The following is a 16,661-nucleotide window of genomic DNA, read 5'->3' on the forward strand; positions in this document are numbered from 1 at the left end:
ATATCTTTCGTAGTTAACATTTATTAAAGCAATATTCTGCGGAAACATTTGGTTTTAATAGAGTATACGAGGAACGAGGCGATCTCCGTAGAGAAACGACCTGTTTCTCTACGGAGAAAAACAATGGTTAATAACACGCTATATATCAGCCTGTTACAAAACCAGTTATTTTACTACAATTTGTCACAATACATTACCTCCACATTCCACTCATTCTCACCTCATGTTTAATGAATCTACGAGCGCGGATGCAACATATGAAGCGGACGAACAGAGTTATCACTGATCCGGAAAAGAAAGAAGTAAAGGTGCAAAAAAAACGAAACTTAAAAAATGACATTAAAAAGAAAATAGCTGTTCAACAATGACCAAACAAAAAAATAGTAACTTTGCAGATAATGTAAGCATTGGCAATAATAAATGAATGTATCTATGAAATTCCTACACATCAGCAGTTTATCACTCTTCTTGTTAAGTACCATAACGATGGGGGCTATGGCCCAGATCAACCAATTGGATCCACCTGTTATGGGTTGGAGTTCATGGAACACCTATCGTATTCATATCAACGAAGCGTTGATCAAGAAACAGGCCGATGCAATGGTCAGCCAAGGTTTGAAAGAAGCCGACTATCTGTATGTAAATGTAGATGATGGTTTCTTTGGCTGGCGTGATGAAAACGGAAAGTTACAAACTCATCCCGAACGTTTCCCCAATGGCTTAAAGTGTGTAGCCGACTATATTCATTCCAAAGGTTTAAAAGCGGGCATTTATTCCGATGCCGGAAGTAATACCTGTGGTTCTATTTGGGACAAAGACCCCAATGGTGTTGGGGTAGGATTGTATGGACACGAAAAGCAGGACGCCGACCTGTTCTTCAACGAATGGGGCTTCGACTTTATCAAGATAGACTACTGTGGTGCAGGACAGTCATTGGCATTGGAAGAACAGAAGCGTTATACCGAAATTCGTCAGGCTATTGATGCGGTTTGTAACCGGAATATTTCATTAAACATCTGTCGCTGGGCATTTCCCGGGACATGGGCCAAAGACCTTGCCCGCTCATGGCGTATCAGTGCAGATATCACTCCCAAATGGGAATCCATCAAATATATTATCGGCAAAAACCTGTATTTATCTGCATATGCCGGAGGCGGACATTATAACGATATGGATATGCTGGAAATTGGTCGTGGGCTGAAACCGGAAGAAGAGGAAGTACACTTCGCTATGTGGTGTATCATGAGTTCACCGTTACTTATCGGTTGTGACCTGACAACAATCCCAAAATCTTCTCTGGAATTATTGAAAAACAGAGAACTCATTGCACTCAATCAAGATCCGTTAGGCTTGCAAGCCTATGTAGTACAACATAAGAATGGAGGGTATGTACTGACGAAAGATATGGAACAAAAACGAGGCAAGGTACGTGCAGTGGCATTCTATAATCCTTCTGACACAAATTGCTCTTTTTCGATACCGACAACACAACTCGAATTGGGAGGAAAAATAAAAGTACGTGATTTAATAAAACGCCAATCAGTCGGCACCGTTACCAATAAGTTGGTATACGAACTACCCCCTCATAGCGTAAAAATACTTCGCCTGGAAGCCGAACAACGCCTGGAGCCTACCCATTATGAAGCAGAATGGGCATATCTGCCATGCTATAACGATTTGGCTACGCATCCCAGGAATATTCTCTATGCCCCACTCAAAGATGCATCAGGAGGCATGATTGTACGTTATCTGGGCGGACAGGCAGAAAATTATGCCGAATGGAACGAAGTATACAGTGAAAAAGGGGGACGGTATAAATTACATATTTCTTATGTCCCGGGTGCAGACCGCAAACTGGAAGTCGAAGTAAATGGCAAAAAAACGATACTAAAAGATCTACAAACCGATGACTCAAAAGGTATGGCAATCATCACATTACCTGTAGAATTAAAAGCCGGGAATAATGTAATACGTATGTGCAGCCCCTACTGCTGGGCACCGGATATAGATTGTTTCACGTTAGAGAAAGACATCTAAACAGGATTAAACCGTAAATAGTATCCTCACAACACATACTTCATCCCCAGATGAGTCTAATATAGCATAGTCCCCCACTTTACTTATTTCCTTCAAATTCATACGGCAATAAGCATATAAAGAAGAAATAGCAATTTTTTCTCCTGACAATACCTTTCCCGCTAATTCATCTGTATTACCACCAAATTGTATCTTATGTTTTATTTCCACTTCTAAAAGCACTAAATATTACGAGGGATAGAAAAGAAAAAGCGGAGAGAGTTTTTCAACTTTCTCCGCTTCAGTACCCAGACCCGGGGTCGAACCGGGATGGAAGTGAATCCACTGGTGTTTGAGACCAGCGCGTCTACCGATTCCGCCATCTGGGCATTTGGTTTCAATTGCGGTGCAAAGATACGTCTTTTTTCTAAACCCACAAGCATTTTGATAAAAAAAGGAGGAAAAATTTATAAAACATCCCTTAAACACTTCTCTGTTCAAAGAATAAACCGTAAATTAGCAGAAACTTTTAAAACAGTCAATATCATGACAGGTAAAGATAATTATTGTGTAATTATGGGAGGTGGCATTGGTAGCCGCTTCTGGCCATTTAGTCGCAAAACTCTGCCTAAACAATTTCTGGATTTCTTTGGTACCGGACGCTCTTTGTTACAGCAAACTTTTGATCGCTTTAACAAAGTAATCCCTACGGAAAATATACTCATCGTAACCAATGCGATGTATGCAGACCTGGTAAAAGAACAACTTCCGGAATTGAACCCGGATCAAATTTTGCTTGAACCGGCAAGAAGAAATACCGCTCCCTGTATCGCGTGGGCCTCCTATCATATCCGTGCATTAAACCCGAACGCTAACATAGTAGTAGCTCCTTCAGACCATTTGATACTGAAAGAAGGTGAGTTTCTGGAAGCAATTGAAAAAGGACTCGACTTTGTTGCACATTCAGACAAACTACTCACATTAGGTATTAAGCCGAATCGGCCGGAAACAGGCTACGGATATATTCAGATAGCCGAACAGGATGGAGAAAATTTCTACAAAGTAAAAACTTTTACAGAAAAGCCGGAACTCGAACTGGCTAAAGTATTTGTAGAAAGTGGTGAGTTCTATTGGAACTCCGGATTATTTATGTGGAACGTAAATACCATTATCAAAGCCAGCGAAATATTATTACCCGAATTAGCATCAAAATTAGGAGCAGGAAAAGATTTCTATGGAACTCCCGAAGAAACCTCTTTTATTGAAGAGAACTTCCCTGCTTGCCCCAATGTATCCATTGACTTTGGTGTTATGGAAAAAGCAGATAATGTTTATGTGTCACTTGGGGACTTTGGCTGGTCGGATTTAGGAACATGGGGATCATTATATGACCTCTCTCCGAAAGACGAGAACAACAATGTCACTTTGAAAAGTGAATCATTGATCTACAACAGCAAAAACAATATAGTTGTCTTACCTGAAGGAAAACTGGCAGTCATTGAAGGACTCGAAGGATTCCTGGTTGCTGAATCAGAAAACGTATTGCTTATCTGCAAAAAAGACGAAGAACATGCTATACGAAAATATGTTAATGACGCTCAGATGAAAATGGGCGATGACTACATTTAAATAAAGGAGGGGCTAAAAAAGCCCCTTTTTTTATCAAGTAATGCTCCATCTCAGTTTTAGCAAAAGATATATAGGTATTAAAAACTATTCCTTTATCTTTGCAAAAAAATCTATTACCATTCCGGACATGTTTTCGGTTAATAAAACAGCACCAACTGAGAAATGGACAAAACTCTTCAAAACTCTCACAGACTCAATGTAGTAGATGCACTACGTGGTTTTGCCTTACTGGCCATTGTATTATTACATAACTTAGAACATTACAATATTTATTTTATTCCTGAAGCTCAACCTGAATGGTTGCAAACGTTGGACAAGGGGGTATGGAATACGCTGTTCTTCTTATTTGCGGGAAAAGCTTATGCAACATTCTCACTCCTTTTCGGATTTAGTTTCTACATTCAATACCACAATGCCGAAAAGCGGGGAATAGATTTCCGTGGACGTTTTGCCTGGCGCATGGTCTTGCTATTCCTTTTTTCCCAATTGCATGCATTATTTTATAACGGTGACATCTTACTGCTTTACTCCGTCGTTGGACTCACACTAATTCCCGTTTGCAGGCTAAAAGATAAAACGGTTTTCTGGATTGCACTGATTTTGTTACTCCAACCTTTTGAATGGGGGCGAATGATCTATGCAATATTAAACCCCGATTACGTAATAAACGCGAATAAGTTCATGCCTTATGCCCTGCTTGCCCAAGAGGCTACCAGTCACGGAACTTTCCTTGAGGTTTTAAACAATAATATATGGAACGGACAATTATACAGTAATATCTGGCAGGTAGAAAATGGACGCCTATTCCAAACAGCCGCTTTATTTATGTTCGGGATGTTACTGGGACGCAGGAAATACTTTATCAAAAGTACATCTACAATCTGTATCTGGAAACGTATGCTTAAACTATCTGTTATCGCGTTTATTCCACTACATATCCTTCGCGTTTTTGCTCCGGCATACATTCATAATCAGTCTGTACTAACACCCTTCAACATAGCCATTCCATCGCTGGCAAACTTTACTTTCATGCTTATTTTAATCTCTGCATTTACATTGTTATGGTTTAAGAAAGGCGACGGATATAAATGGCAGCAGATAGTTATTCCCTATGGCCGAATGAGCCTGACTAACTATATCTCACAGTCCATCATAGGCGTTTGTATTTACTATGGCTTTGGGTTAGGACTTTACACATCTACCGGAGCAACCGCAACACTATTCATCGGATTATTCATATTTACGATTCAGCTGATATTCAGTCGCTACTGGTTGGAACGCCATAAACAAGGGCCACTTGAGTTTTTATGGCGCAAAGGTACATGGATAAAGATATAAAAACAACAAAGCGCACTATCCACCCGGACAATGCGCTTTTCCATTATTTAGAAGAAGAAGGTATTTATTTCACCCATGCCTGATGAATGCTTCCGGCTATTTCCTTAAACTCTTCATCAGATAATTTTAGTTTCGGATTGGAGATTATCATATCCGACTCCTTATTGATAGGAATAAGATGAATATGAGCATGAGGAACCTCCAGACCCATAACAGCTACCCCCACACGTTTGCAAGGAACAGCTTTCTCAATAGCACGAGCTACCGATTTGGCAAAGACATGCATGGCTGCCAGGTCATCATCACTCAAATCGAAAATATAATCAATCTCTTGCTTGGGGATAACCAACGTATGCCCTTTCACCAGCGGATTGATATCAAGGAAAGCAAAAAAACGTTCATCTTCTGCCACCTTATAACAGGGAATTTCACCTGCGATAATTCTACTGAATATTGTTGCCATAACCTAAATATATAAAATAAGGCAAGCCCTTATAACGGACCTGCCTTAGTATTAAAACGAAATGTTTACTACTTCCAGACTGATTTTACCTTGTGGTACCTGAATCTCAGCAACATCCCCCACCTTCTTGCCAAGTAATCCCTGAGCAATCGGGGTACTTACGGAAATCTTTCCTTCTTTCAGGTTAGCTTCACTTTCGGATACAATGGTATAAGTCATCTTCATACCATTCTTTGTATTCTTCAGTTCTACTTTATTCAAAATCTGTACTGAATCTGTTTTCAGTTTTGACTCATCAATAATCTTCGCGTCTGCAATAATTGCCTTCAGCTTATTGATTTTCATCTCAAGCATACCTTGCGCCTCTTTTGCAGCATCATACTCTGCATTTTCTGACAAGTCACCTTTATCACGTGCTTCGGCTATTGCCGCAGAAATCTTAGGGCGCTCTACTGTTTCCAGTTCTTTTAGTTCTGCCATTAATTTCTTGTAACCTTCTTCTGACATATAAGCCATGATGTTTTTCCTCCTTTAATTTAAACGGTCATATAAAACAAAAAAGAATTCCAACATGAGCCATGCTGGAACCCTCTTTTCATTATTTCTTTTGCAAAGATAGGCTTTTAAATGATACGCGTCAAGCAAAAACCAATGCTATGTAACATATTTAAATGAAAACTTCTAATTTATAACAACTTAAAGCAATGATTTGATCGCACTATCCAAGTTTTTTACATCTTCACCACGTGCACTCAGTTCATTATTCCGGTTCACAAGAAAGAGAGCAGGCACCTGACGAACATTGTATAACGCAGCAACACTGGAATATATTCCATTACCGTCACGTACACAAACCCAAGGCAGATTGTCGGCTGATGTTTTCCAGAAATGCTCATCTGCATCCAAAGACACCTGATAAATTTCAAATCCCTGATTTGCATATTTATTATAAAGCTCACGCAACATCAGATTGTGGGGAGCACCTGCCTGAGTCTGATAAACAGAAAAATCCAGCAAGACAACCTTCCCCTTTAGTTCGCTGAGTTTACGAACATTTCCTTTTATATCCCGCAAGCTAATATCAATTACGCCGGTTTCTGCTATCTTATCCTCAGGTATCTCTATCGTTTTCTGCTTAGGAGCACGCGTATTCTTCATACCCTTTATAACAATGTTATACAGATTCTTGGAACGGATAGCATGAGGATAGGAATTATTCAAACTGGTAGCCACCGCCGCAAAACACTTAATATCGTCTTTACTATTTAAAGGATCGAAAATAAGATAGTCATTCAACTTCTGAAATAAAGCAAAATAAGCAGCGGCTGTATTAGGAGCAGCAAAAATATAGTTCACTTTCACATCATCCTTATAATTTTTGAGCAACACAGACAAACTATCTTCAAAAACATCATGCCCCAATTTATTAGAACGGGCAACTGCCAGTAACGCATTCACCTGATTCTGCAAACGAGCCTGCTTCAAACTTAACTCTTTAATTTTCTGACTGTTTTCAGAACCTTCTACCGTATATGCAGCAGCAAAATCAACATAAGGGGCCTTTATCTCAATGGTCTCTGTTGAATCAACTGAAAAATTAATAACTTTGTCGTCTACACGCAACCGGTAAAACTCAGGAGATTCCGGGCGAGCTTGCCGAAAACTGAACGAACCATTTCCCTTCAACTTCACTGAGTCCAAAGGTATAATACCCTCAAGAGCTGATGATTCCAGATAAAGCATTTTACCATTGGCATCCGAAACCACTCCATTCACTTTAAACTGAGGGCCGGAATTACAAGAGCTCAAGGCTAAGGCAGCAAGTGCTACAAAAGTTAATTTTTTCATATCTATGCATGTTATTTTTCGAACTGCAAATATAGTTCTTTTCGAGACTCATCAAAGCATTTTGTTCTGTTCTTCACCCTTTTTTTGAAAAAAAACCAAATAAGCAATAACTTTTTATCTCATTCCCACGATATTAGAACGATAAATATATATCTTTGCAGGAATTTTGAAAGAAAATATAGATAAAACAATTTTTATGATCAACCCAATTGTTAAGACGATCGAGTTAGGAGATGGCAGAACCATCACGCTCGAAACGGGAAAGTTGGCAAAACAGGCAGACGGTTCTGTAATGCTTCGCATGGGTAACACCATGTTACTTGCTACTGTTTGTGCCGCTAAAGATGCAGTTCCCGGAACAGATTTCATGCCGCTTCAGGTAGAGTACAAAGAAAAATTTGCAGCATTTGGCCGCTTTCCCGGTGGTTTTACAAAAAGAGAAGGAAGAGCTTCTGATTATGAGATTCTTACTTGCCGTTTAGTAGACCGTGCTCTCCGCCCCCTATTCCCCGATAATTATCACGCAGAAGTTTATGTAAATATTATCCTGTTCTCAGCAGATGGTGTTGACATGCCCGATGCATTGGCAGGACTTGCCGCTTCAGCAGCACTTGCCGTATCAGATATTCCATTCAACGGACCGATTTCAGAAGTACGTGTAGCACGTATTGATGGTAAGTTCGTTATCAATCCTACTTTCGACCAGCTTGAACAAGCAGATATGGACCTCATGGTTGCCGCTACTTATGAAAATATCATGATGGTAGAAGGCGAAATGCACGAAGTATCAGAAGCTGAACTGCTGGAAGCAATGAAAGTAGCTCACGAAGCTATTAAAATTCATTGTAAAGCACAGATGGAACTAACTCAGGAAGTTGGTAAAACTGTAAAACGTGAATACTCACACGAAGAAAACGATGAAGAACTTCGTAAGGCTGTTCGCGAGGCTTGCTATGACAAATCATATGCTATTGCAGCTTCCGGAAACAGAAACAAGCACGAACGTCAGGAAGCTTTCGATGCTATCCGCGACGAATTCAAAGCTCAGTTTACTGAAGAAGAACTGGCTGAGAAAAGCGCATTGATCGACCGTTACTATCATGATGTAGAAAAAGAGGCTATGCGTCGTTGTATTCTGGACGAAGGTAAACGTCTGGACGGACGTAAGACAAACGAGATTCGCCCTATCTGGAGCGAAGTCAATCCATTGCCGGGACCTCACGGATCAGCTATCTTCACTCGTGGAGAAACTCAGTCACTGACATCTGTTACACTTGGAACCAAACTCGATGAAAAGACTATAGATGATGTACTGGTTCACGGGAAAGAGCGTTTCTTATTGCATTATAATTTCCCTCCTTTCTCTACAGGAGAAGCAAAAGCACAGCGTGGTGTAGGACGTCGTGAGATTGGTCACGGACACTTGGCATGGCGTGCATTAAAAGGTATGATCCCTACAGATTATCCTTACGTAGTTCGTGTCGTTTCTGATATCCTCGAATCCAACGGTTCTTCTTCCATGGCTACTGTTTGTGCCGGAACATTGGCACTGATGGACGCTGGTGTAAAGATCAAAAAACCGGTATCTGGTATCGCTATGGGATTAATCAAGAATGCAGGTGAAGACAAATATGCAGTACTTTCGGATATCCTTGGTGATGAAGACCACTTGGGAGATATGGACTTTAAAGTAACCGGAACTGAAAACGGTATCACTGCTACACAGATGGATATTAAGGTAGACGGCTTGTCATTTGACATCCTTGAACGTGCATTGAATCAGGCAAAAGAAGGACGTATGCATATCCTCGGTAAGATGCTCGAAACAATTGACGAACCTCGCACTGAACTGAAAGACCATGCTCCACGTATTGAAACAATGACTATCCCGAAAGAATTCATCGGAGCTATCATTGGCCCGGGCGGAAAGATCATTCAGGGCATGCAGGAAGATACAGGTGCTACTATCACCATCGAAGAAACAGACGGAGTAGGTCGTATCGAAATAGCCGGAACCAACAAGAAAAGCATTGACGACGCTATGCGTATCATCAAAGGCATCGTTGCTGTACCCGAAGTTGGTGAAATATACAAAGGTAAAGTTCGTTCTATTATGCCTTATGGTGCATTCGTTGAATTCCTGCCAGGCAAAGACGGATTGCTCCACATCTCTGAAATCGACTGGAAACGTCTGGAAACAGTAGAAGAAGCCGGAATCAAAGAAGGTGACGAGATTGAAGTGAAATTAATGGATGTTGATCCTAAAACTGGCAAATTTAAGCTGTCCAGAAAAGTATTACTTCCAAAACCGGAAAAGAAATAACAAAGCATTGCTTTCTATAAGATAGAAGATGGCTGAACTACAATAAGTTCAGCCATTTTTTTATCAATAAGTTTGTTTTTCTCGAAAAGAATGCGTTGTTTTGTCTGAAGAAAAAGAAAAAAACATTAAAGCAGATAATGCCTCAACCGAATAACCTTCATACTATGGATACCTTTACCCGATTTTTTCAGGAAAATCAGGAAAGGTTTTTATCATTTGCCTATTCCTATATAAGGAACAAAGTCGAGGCCGAGGATATTCTGATGGAGTCAATGATAGCTCTTTGGGAGAACCGTGAAAAATGGGAAAATGATTCTAATCTGCAAGCACTACTCCTGACAATCATCAAAAACAAAGCACTAAACCATCTTGCCCACGAACAAGTACGTCTGCGTGCCGAAGATGATATCAATACCCACAGACAAAGAGAACTTGATTTGCGAATCTCCACACTTGAAGCGTGTGAACCGGATATGATCTTCAATACCGAAATACAACATATCGTCCGTAAAGCACTTCTCAAAATGCCCGAACAAAGCCGGAATATATTTATACTAAGCCGCTATCAGAATACTCCCAACAGAATGATAGCTGAGAAGCTTGGTATATCAATCAAAAGCGTAGAGTTTCATATCACCAAAGCGCTAAAAATATTGCGTACTGAGCTAAAAGATTATTTAATTTCTATTCTTCTCTAAAAAAAATCATTTTTTCATTAGGGTAGTCCTGAGGTAACCTGTTATATATACAGAAGGGGGAGAAAAAGCTCCTCCAAACAATAGAAATAAAAGCCTTATGAACCAGGATCTGCTATACAAATACTTTAAGGGAAACGCCACAATAGAGGAAGAAAAACAAATTCTCGATTGGGTGGATGCTTCTGATGAGAATAGAAAAACATTCCAAAAAGAGCGTATGCTTTATGACATCGCGCTTTTCTCCAATGAAAAACAATCCATCCATGCAAATAATAAAGCACGTATCATTCCAATGCTGAAATGGACTACCCGTATCGCAGCAATGATAGCAATCGTTTGGGGGTGTGGATTCTTGTTCAAAGACTATCAATACAGCAGACTGGCCCAACTACAAACTGTAACCGTTCCTGCCGGACAACGGGCACAAATCACATTGGCAGACGGTACCAAAATATGGTTAAACTCTCAGTCTACACTGACTTATGCCAGCAACTTCGGACGGCAAGAGAGAAACGTTAGCTTGGATGGAGAAGCCTATTTTGAAGTAAGCAAGAACAAAAAGATTCCTTTCTTTGTAAATACTGAAACAAATAAAGTACGCGTAGTAGGTACTTGTTTCAATGTATGTGCCTACAAGGGAAGTAATGAATTTGAAACTACACTTGTAGAAGGTATCGTCGATATTTATACTTCTGAAGGAATAAAACCTGTTACCCGTCTCATTAAAGATGAATTTTTCGGATCGTACAATGGAAAAGCCCAAAAGAAAATTCTCCCTTCGTATGAATATTTAAGATGGAAAGAAGGATTGTATTGTTTTGACGATTCCCCCTTTACCTGCATACTCTCTAAACTCGAAAAATATTATAATGTAAAGATAACAGTCAAAAATCCCGAAGTATTGAATTACCGTTGTACAGGTAAGTTCAAAGAGCAAGACGGTGTTGAACACATACTCCGGGTTATTCAGAAAGACCACCGATTCACTTATCAGATCAACGAAGACAAAGACAGTATAACCATAGAATAGGAAAAAAAGAGCTCAATAAAACCTTTAATTTAGTACTAACCCTTTAAATACCAGAATGCACATGAAGTTATAGAAAATCCCCTATCCCCTCTGAAAAAGAGAATCGGAAAGTACCCCCATACTTTCCGATTCGAAACAGTCAAAAATCGACCTTAATCAATTTATTAACTTAACACATTACAAAGATATGAGAAAAATTTCTTTGAAAGGGCATTTATGCCCAAAAAGTTTAGCATTCAAGCAAATATTACTTACTATGAAGATTACTATTTTCCTTCTTCTGTTCGTAACATTTCAGGCTTACAGCGGAAACAGCTATTCACAAAGTGCAAAAATTAGCATTCCCCGCTCAGATCTGAAAGTGAGCGAATTACTCTCTCAGATAGAATCACAGACCGAGTATCTGTTTGTTTACAACAAAAAGAATGTAGACACCAGACGCACCGTAACCATTGATGCTGACAATAAAGCCGTATCAGAGGTGCTGGACGAAGCCTTCAAGGGTACAGGCATCAGCTATGTAATGGAAGGAAACAATATCGTTCTCACTAAAAATAATGAGAATGTAGTATCCATACAACAAAACAACAATAACATTCCTATCAAAGGAACAGTTACCGACAGTAAAGGAGAACCTATCATTGGTGCCAATATCTTGGAAAAAGGTACGACTAATGGTACAATTACAGATATGGACGGTAATTTCACTCTCTCCGTCCCTGCCGATGCTACACTAACCATCACCTATGTAGGATATCAGCCACTGAGTATTGCAGTAAAAGGACAAAGAAACTTCAATATCAAGATGGAGGAAGAAGCACTGTCACTTGAAACCGTTGTTGTAACAGCAATGGGCATCAAACGCAAATCAGAAACATTGACCTATTCCGTACAACAGGTAAACGGAGATGACCTCACCCGCGTAAAAGATCCCAATATGATTAATGCACTGGAAGGAAAAATTGCCGGTGTAACTATAACCAAAAGTGCTTCCGGATTGGGTGGATCTGCCAAAGTATCTATCCGCGGTATCCGTTCGGCCTATGAAAATGGAAACAATCAACCACTTTATGTAATTGACGGTGTGCCCATGCTGAACTCTGCCAATGAAACTACTTCTACTATTATGGGAGGTAATAATGATGCTGGTAATCATGATACCGGTGATGGTATTTCGAACCTGAATCCCGAAGATATCCAATCTATTTCCGTCCTGAAAGGTGCCTCTGCCGCAGCGCTGTATGGCTCACAAGCCGCAAATGGTGTTATCATGATCACCACGAAAAAAGGACAGGCAGGTTCAACCCGCGTAACTTATTCATCCAGCCTCACATTCGATCAGGCAATTAGTAAACCAGAGTTCCAGGACTCATACAATTCCAGCTGGAAACCGGATGCAAGTATCGGCAAACATGATAATTTGTCCGACTTCTTCTCAACCGGTATCACAGCCATCAACTCAATAAGTCTCTCTACCGGAAATGAGAAAGCTCAAACCTATTTCTCATATTCCAATACACGAGCCAAAGGAATCATTGATGTTAACAAACTATCAAAACACAACCTTACTTTCCGCCAGACAGGCAAGTTCTTCGATGATAAATTAACCCTTGACGGTAACGTTAACCTGATGCACCAAAATGGTAAAAACCGTCCTGTAACCGGTGGCCTATACCTGAATCCATTGATCGGCTTATATACTTTCCCACGTGAGAAAGATATGAACGAATACAAAGCCGGAGAGAAATGGGACGATGATCGTAGTATGCCCAGACAATACTGGTATAAAGACTTCAACAACGGAATGGAAGGAAATCCCTACTGGATGTTAAACCGTGTAACCAACAGAGATACACGTACACGTACCATTGCTTCATTAACTGCTAACGTCAAGGCAACTGACTGGCTGACTATCCAGGCACGTGGTACAGGCGATTATATCGGTGATAAAACCGAACAAAAGATGTGGGCTTCCACTTCTACCAGTCTGACTGGCGGAGATTGGGATGCAAAAACAGATAACGGACGATACATGTATGGTACAAGTAGTGAGTTCATGGTATATGGTGACCTTATGGCTATGATAAATAAAACATGGGGTAAGTTCAGCCTGAACGCAGCACTTGGTGCAGCCATCAACTACCAGAGAAGTAACTCACTAAATATCGATTCATATAAAAGCGGACTTCATTACCCTAATGTATTTGACTTACGTAATGTCAAATACGATTCCGGTACGGGTATGGAAACTGAAAACAATGCTACCCGAGAAGTACAATCTGTGTTCGGTACCGCACAAATCGGATACGCTGATGCTCTTTATCTGGATCTGACAGCACGTAATGACTGGTCATCTACACTGTATGGAACCAATTCTTTGAAAAAAGGTTACTTCTATCCTTCCGTAGGTTTATCATGGTTGATTCACAAATCAATTAATCTGCCGGACTGGATTAATTTTGCCAAGATACGTGGTTCATTTGCCGAGGTAGGTAATGACCTGCCCAGATATCAGGCCCATCTCTATCCTCAATTGTCTATCGGAGGCAATATAGAACAAGTGACCAACTATAATGACGGAACTTTGAAACCCGAACTTACAGACTCTTGGGAAGTTGGTGGTGAATTCAAATTCTTACACAACCGAATCGACCTTGACTTCACATGGTATCAGACTATGACCAGAAACCAATTCCTTATTGTTCCAATGAAACCAGGTTCTACCTATACCAATCAGATGATTAATGCAGGCAAAATCAGTAATAAAGGTTTCGAACTGACAATAGGTGGCGTTCCTGTACAAAATGAAAACTTCTATTGGAGAACCCAGATAAACTTTGCCACCAATAAGAATGAAGTAAAAGAATTGACCGACACATACAAAGAGTATAACTATGGACAGGATGGCTTGAACATGGCTTATCGTATGAAAGTAAAAGAAGGGGGATCATTGGGAGATCTTTACGGAAAAGGCTTCAGCCGTGACGATAACGGAAATATTCAATATGACGACGACGGACTCCCTACTCTAACAGCAAACCGTGACGATGTTTACTTAGGAAACAGTAACCCCGACTGTACCTTGGGTTGGAGTAATACCTTCAGCTTCTATGGAGTAAACATCAGTTTCCTTATCGATGGCAGCTTTGGTGGGAAAGTATTGTCATTCACTCAAGGCCAACTGGATCAATATGGTGTCAGTAAAAACATAGGAGAAGCGATGGACCGCGGTTATGTCGAATTAGAAGGTAAACAAATTAAAGATGTACAAGGCTTCTATGGAAGAGTTGGTAACATTGATGGATGTTCTGAGTATTACGTTTACGACAGAACCAATATTCGCCTGCGTGAACTATCTATCGGTTACAATCTGCCACAGGCATGGATTGAAAAAACAAAGGTATTTAAAAGTATCAACTTGGCATTAGTTGCACGCAACTTGTTTTTTATTTACAAAGATGCACCATTCGATCCGGATGCTTTAATGTCTGTAGGTAACACAAATCAGGGAGTAGACGTATTTGGAATGCCAACTACACGCAGTATGGGATTTAACCTAAAATTTACATTCTAATAACTAATACACAGAACGATATGAAAAATCAAATCAAATATATAGCAGCATTATTATTCGGTATTCTGTTTGTTGTAACCGCCTGTACAGACAAGTTTGAATATATGAACACCGAATTGGGAGCCTATACACCCGACAAGCAAATAGCAGATAGTAAGTATGGTAACAAAATGTATTTCAATACCATTCAACGTTCCATCTACTTTAATGACCCGGCTCCAGGTGGTACAGACTGGACATTTCAGACCATGCAAAATCTGAATGTAGATATGTTTGCAGGCTACTTCCACGACATGGCTTCCAAGTTTACTGACATGAATTCCACTTACAATCTAAATGACGGATGGAATGGAACAAACTGGACTTATACTTATCAATACGGAGTATCTGCTCTGAATAAAAGTATGGATGCCAATGTTAATTGTAAACCTTACTTAGCCTTATGCAAAATATATAAAGTAGCTATGCTTCATCGATTAGCCGATCAGTATGGTGCAATTCTTTATTCAGATTTTGAGAATTACATTCCCGAATCTCAGGAAAAGGTATACACAGCCATGTTTGCAGATATCGATCAGGCTCTCTCCTGGATAGATGAGTCCACTCAGGAAGGTATTGCTCAAGAGATTATAGACAATATTACTAAATTCGATATTCTGATGAAAAACGATAAAACGTTGGCACATTATGCCAAATGGGCTAATTCACTTCGTCTGCGATTAGCCATGCGCATATCCAACGTAAATCCTAAACAAGCAGCAACTGAAGTTACCAAAGCATTACAAGACCCTCACGGACTCATTGAAACCAATGCTGAAAATGTAGCAGTCTTTGCTGATGGAAGTAATTACAAAAACCCATTGGGCACCATCGGGCTCGGCTGGTGGGAAGTATATATGAATGCCTCTATGGAATCTTTCCTCGTAGGCTATAATGATCCTCGTACCAATAAGTATTTTACACCTTCTGTAGGCGGAACCGAAGGTCTGGACGCATCATTCAAACCACGCTTCGACTATAAGGGCATGCAAAAAGGTATTCCGCAAGGATTCAACTACAATACGCCGGCCGAATGTAATCATTATAAATACCACTCACGCTCAACCATCCAGATTACTACCGATGCACCCTTAATGACAGCTTCCGAAGTTTGGTTCCTTCGCGCCGAAGCTAAATTACGTGAATTCACCGGAGCAAACGAAAGCGTTCAGAACTGTTATGAAAAAGCTGTCCGCCTTTCTTTCGAACAGTGGGGAGCAACAAATGCAGACGAATACTTGCAAAGTAATTCCCAACCTTCAGACTACAAAGATGTATTCTTTGAAAGCAATGACATGAAAGCCGTATCAACAATAACCCCAAAATGGGATGAAAATGCCAGCAAGGAAGTGAAGCTGGAACGAATTATCACGCAAAAATGGTTGGCACTGTATCCGGAAGGAGCAGAAGCATGGGCTGAACAGCGTCGTACTGGTTATCCTCATTTGTTTAAAGTATTGACAAACCATAGCAATGGACTGATTGATACCAATAAGATGGTACGCCGTCTCCCGTTCCCGTCTGGTTTAGCTTCATCCTTCCCGGATCTATATCAACAATTGGTAGGTGCTTTAGGAGGCGCCGATAATGGTGGTACCGACGTATGGTGGAGTGTTGGAAAAAATAATTTCTAATAGATATAAAAATCCTGATTAGACGTTTTCTCCGTATTAGTTTAAATTAAGAGAGAGGATTGAAAGAGG

12 protein-coding genes and 1 tRNA gene are annotated in these 16,661 nt (G+C 40.2%); 8 read left to right on the forward strand and 5 right to left on the reverse strand.

What is annotated here, in order from left to right; genetic code table 11:
* The first annotated feature begins 486 nt into the window (after positions 1-486).
* Positions 487-2,037 (forward strand): alpha-galactosidase, encoded by a 1,551-nt coding sequence (locus ACESQI_RS19875; RefSeq protein WP_373126915.1) that lies wholly within the window; start codon positions 487-489, stop codon positions 2,035-2,037.
* Between the two features lie 6 nt (positions 2,038-2,043).
* Here the strand turns inward: ACESQI_RS19875 and ACESQI_RS19880 are convergent, their stop codons facing one another.
* Positions 2,044-2,247, reverse strand: a complete 204-nt coding sequence (locus ACESQI_RS19880) for a hypothetical protein (RefSeq protein ID WP_025867453.1) — start codon at positions 2,245-2,247, stop codon at positions 2,044-2,046.
* Positions 2,248-2,321: 74 nt separating this feature from the next.
* A tRNA-Leu gene (locus ACESQI_RS19885) sits at positions 2,322-2,405 on the reverse strand.
* A 157-nt stretch (positions 2,406-2,562) separates the two neighbouring features.
* On the opposite strand from ACESQI_RS19885, the gene ACESQI_RS19890 reads away from it, so the two are divergent.
* Positions 2,563-3,645 (forward strand): mannose-1-phosphate guanylyltransferase, encoded by a 1,083-nt coding sequence (locus ACESQI_RS19890; protein WP_291582618.1) that lies wholly within the window; start codon positions 2,563-2,565, stop codon positions 3,643-3,645.
* 162 nt (positions 3,646-3,807) lie between these two features.
* The gene (locus ACESQI_RS19895; RefSeq protein WP_373126887.1) at positions 3,808-4,983 is read left to right on the forward strand and encodes a DUF418 domain-containing protein; all 1,176 of its coding nucleotides are present in this window, start codon (positions 3,808-3,810) and stop codon (positions 4,981-4,983) included.
* Positions 4,984-5,047: 64 nt separating this feature from the next.
* Here ACESQI_RS19895 and ACESQI_RS19900 read toward each other — a convergent pair whose 3' ends face one another.
* The 3 genes from ACESQI_RS19900 to ACESQI_RS19910 form a co-directional block, all read right to left on the reverse strand.
* A complete protein-coding gene (locus ACESQI_RS19900; RefSeq protein WP_221649189.1) occupies positions 5,048-5,446 on the reverse strand; it encodes an HIT family protein in 399 nt (132 codons plus the stop codon).
* 51 nt (positions 5,447-5,497) lie between these two features.
* A complete protein-coding gene (greA, locus tag ACESQI_RS19905; RefSeq protein WP_007487469.1) occupies positions 5,498-5,962 on the reverse strand; it encodes a transcription elongation factor GreA in 465 nt (154 codons plus the stop codon).
* A gap of 180 nt (positions 5,963-6,142) precedes the next feature.
* Entirely contained in the window at positions 6,143-7,294 is a 1,152-nt protein-coding gene (locus ACESQI_RS19910) for a thioredoxin-like domain-containing protein (RefSeq protein ID WP_373126889.1), read from the reverse strand.
* Between the two features lie 196 nt (positions 7,295-7,490).
* Between ACESQI_RS19910 and pnp the strand changes: the two genes are divergently transcribed.
* The 5 genes from pnp to ACESQI_RS19935 all read left to right on the forward strand — a co-directional run bounded on the left by pnp (position 7,491) and on the right by ACESQI_RS19935 (position 16,592).
* Positions 7,491-9,617, forward strand: a complete 2,127-nt coding sequence (pnp, locus tag ACESQI_RS19915) for a polyribonucleotide nucleotidyltransferase (RefSeq protein ID WP_002558150.1) — start codon at positions 7,491-7,493, stop codon at positions 9,615-9,617.
* Positions 9,618-9,754: 137 nt separating this feature from the next.
* Positions 9,755-10,315: an RNA polymerase sigma-70 factor gene (locus tag ACESQI_RS19920; RefSeq protein WP_195349605.1), complete on the forward strand. Its 561-nt coding sequence runs from the start codon at positions 9,755-9,757 to the stop codon at positions 10,313-10,315.
* A gap of 97 nt (positions 10,316-10,412) precedes the next feature.
* Positions 10,413-11,345 (forward strand): FecR family protein, encoded by a 933-nt coding sequence (locus tag ACESQI_RS19925; RefSeq protein ID WP_373126892.1) that lies wholly within the window; start codon positions 10,413-10,415, stop codon positions 11,343-11,345.
* Between the two features lie 187 nt (positions 11,346-11,532).
* Positions 11,533-14,919 carry a TonB-dependent receptor gene (locus ACESQI_RS19930; RefSeq protein WP_373126894.1) on the forward strand — a complete coding sequence of 1,129 codons (3,387 nt, stop codon included), beginning with the start codon at positions 11,533-11,535 and terminating at the stop codon, positions 14,917-14,919.
* A gap of 20 nt (positions 14,920-14,939) precedes the next feature.
* Positions 14,940-16,592: a SusD/RagB family nutrient-binding outer membrane lipoprotein gene (locus ACESQI_RS19935; RefSeq protein WP_373126896.1), complete on the forward strand. Its 1,653-nt coding sequence runs from the start codon at positions 14,940-14,942 to the stop codon at positions 16,590-16,592.
* Positions 16,593-16,661: the final 69 nt, after the last annotated feature.

It is taken from the genome of Bacteroides sp. HPS0048 (assembly GCF_964240755.1).
In the GTDB taxonomy this organism is placed as follows: Bacteria; Bacteroidota; Bacteroidia; order Bacteroidales; family Bacteroidaceae; genus Bacteroides; species Bacteroides nordii.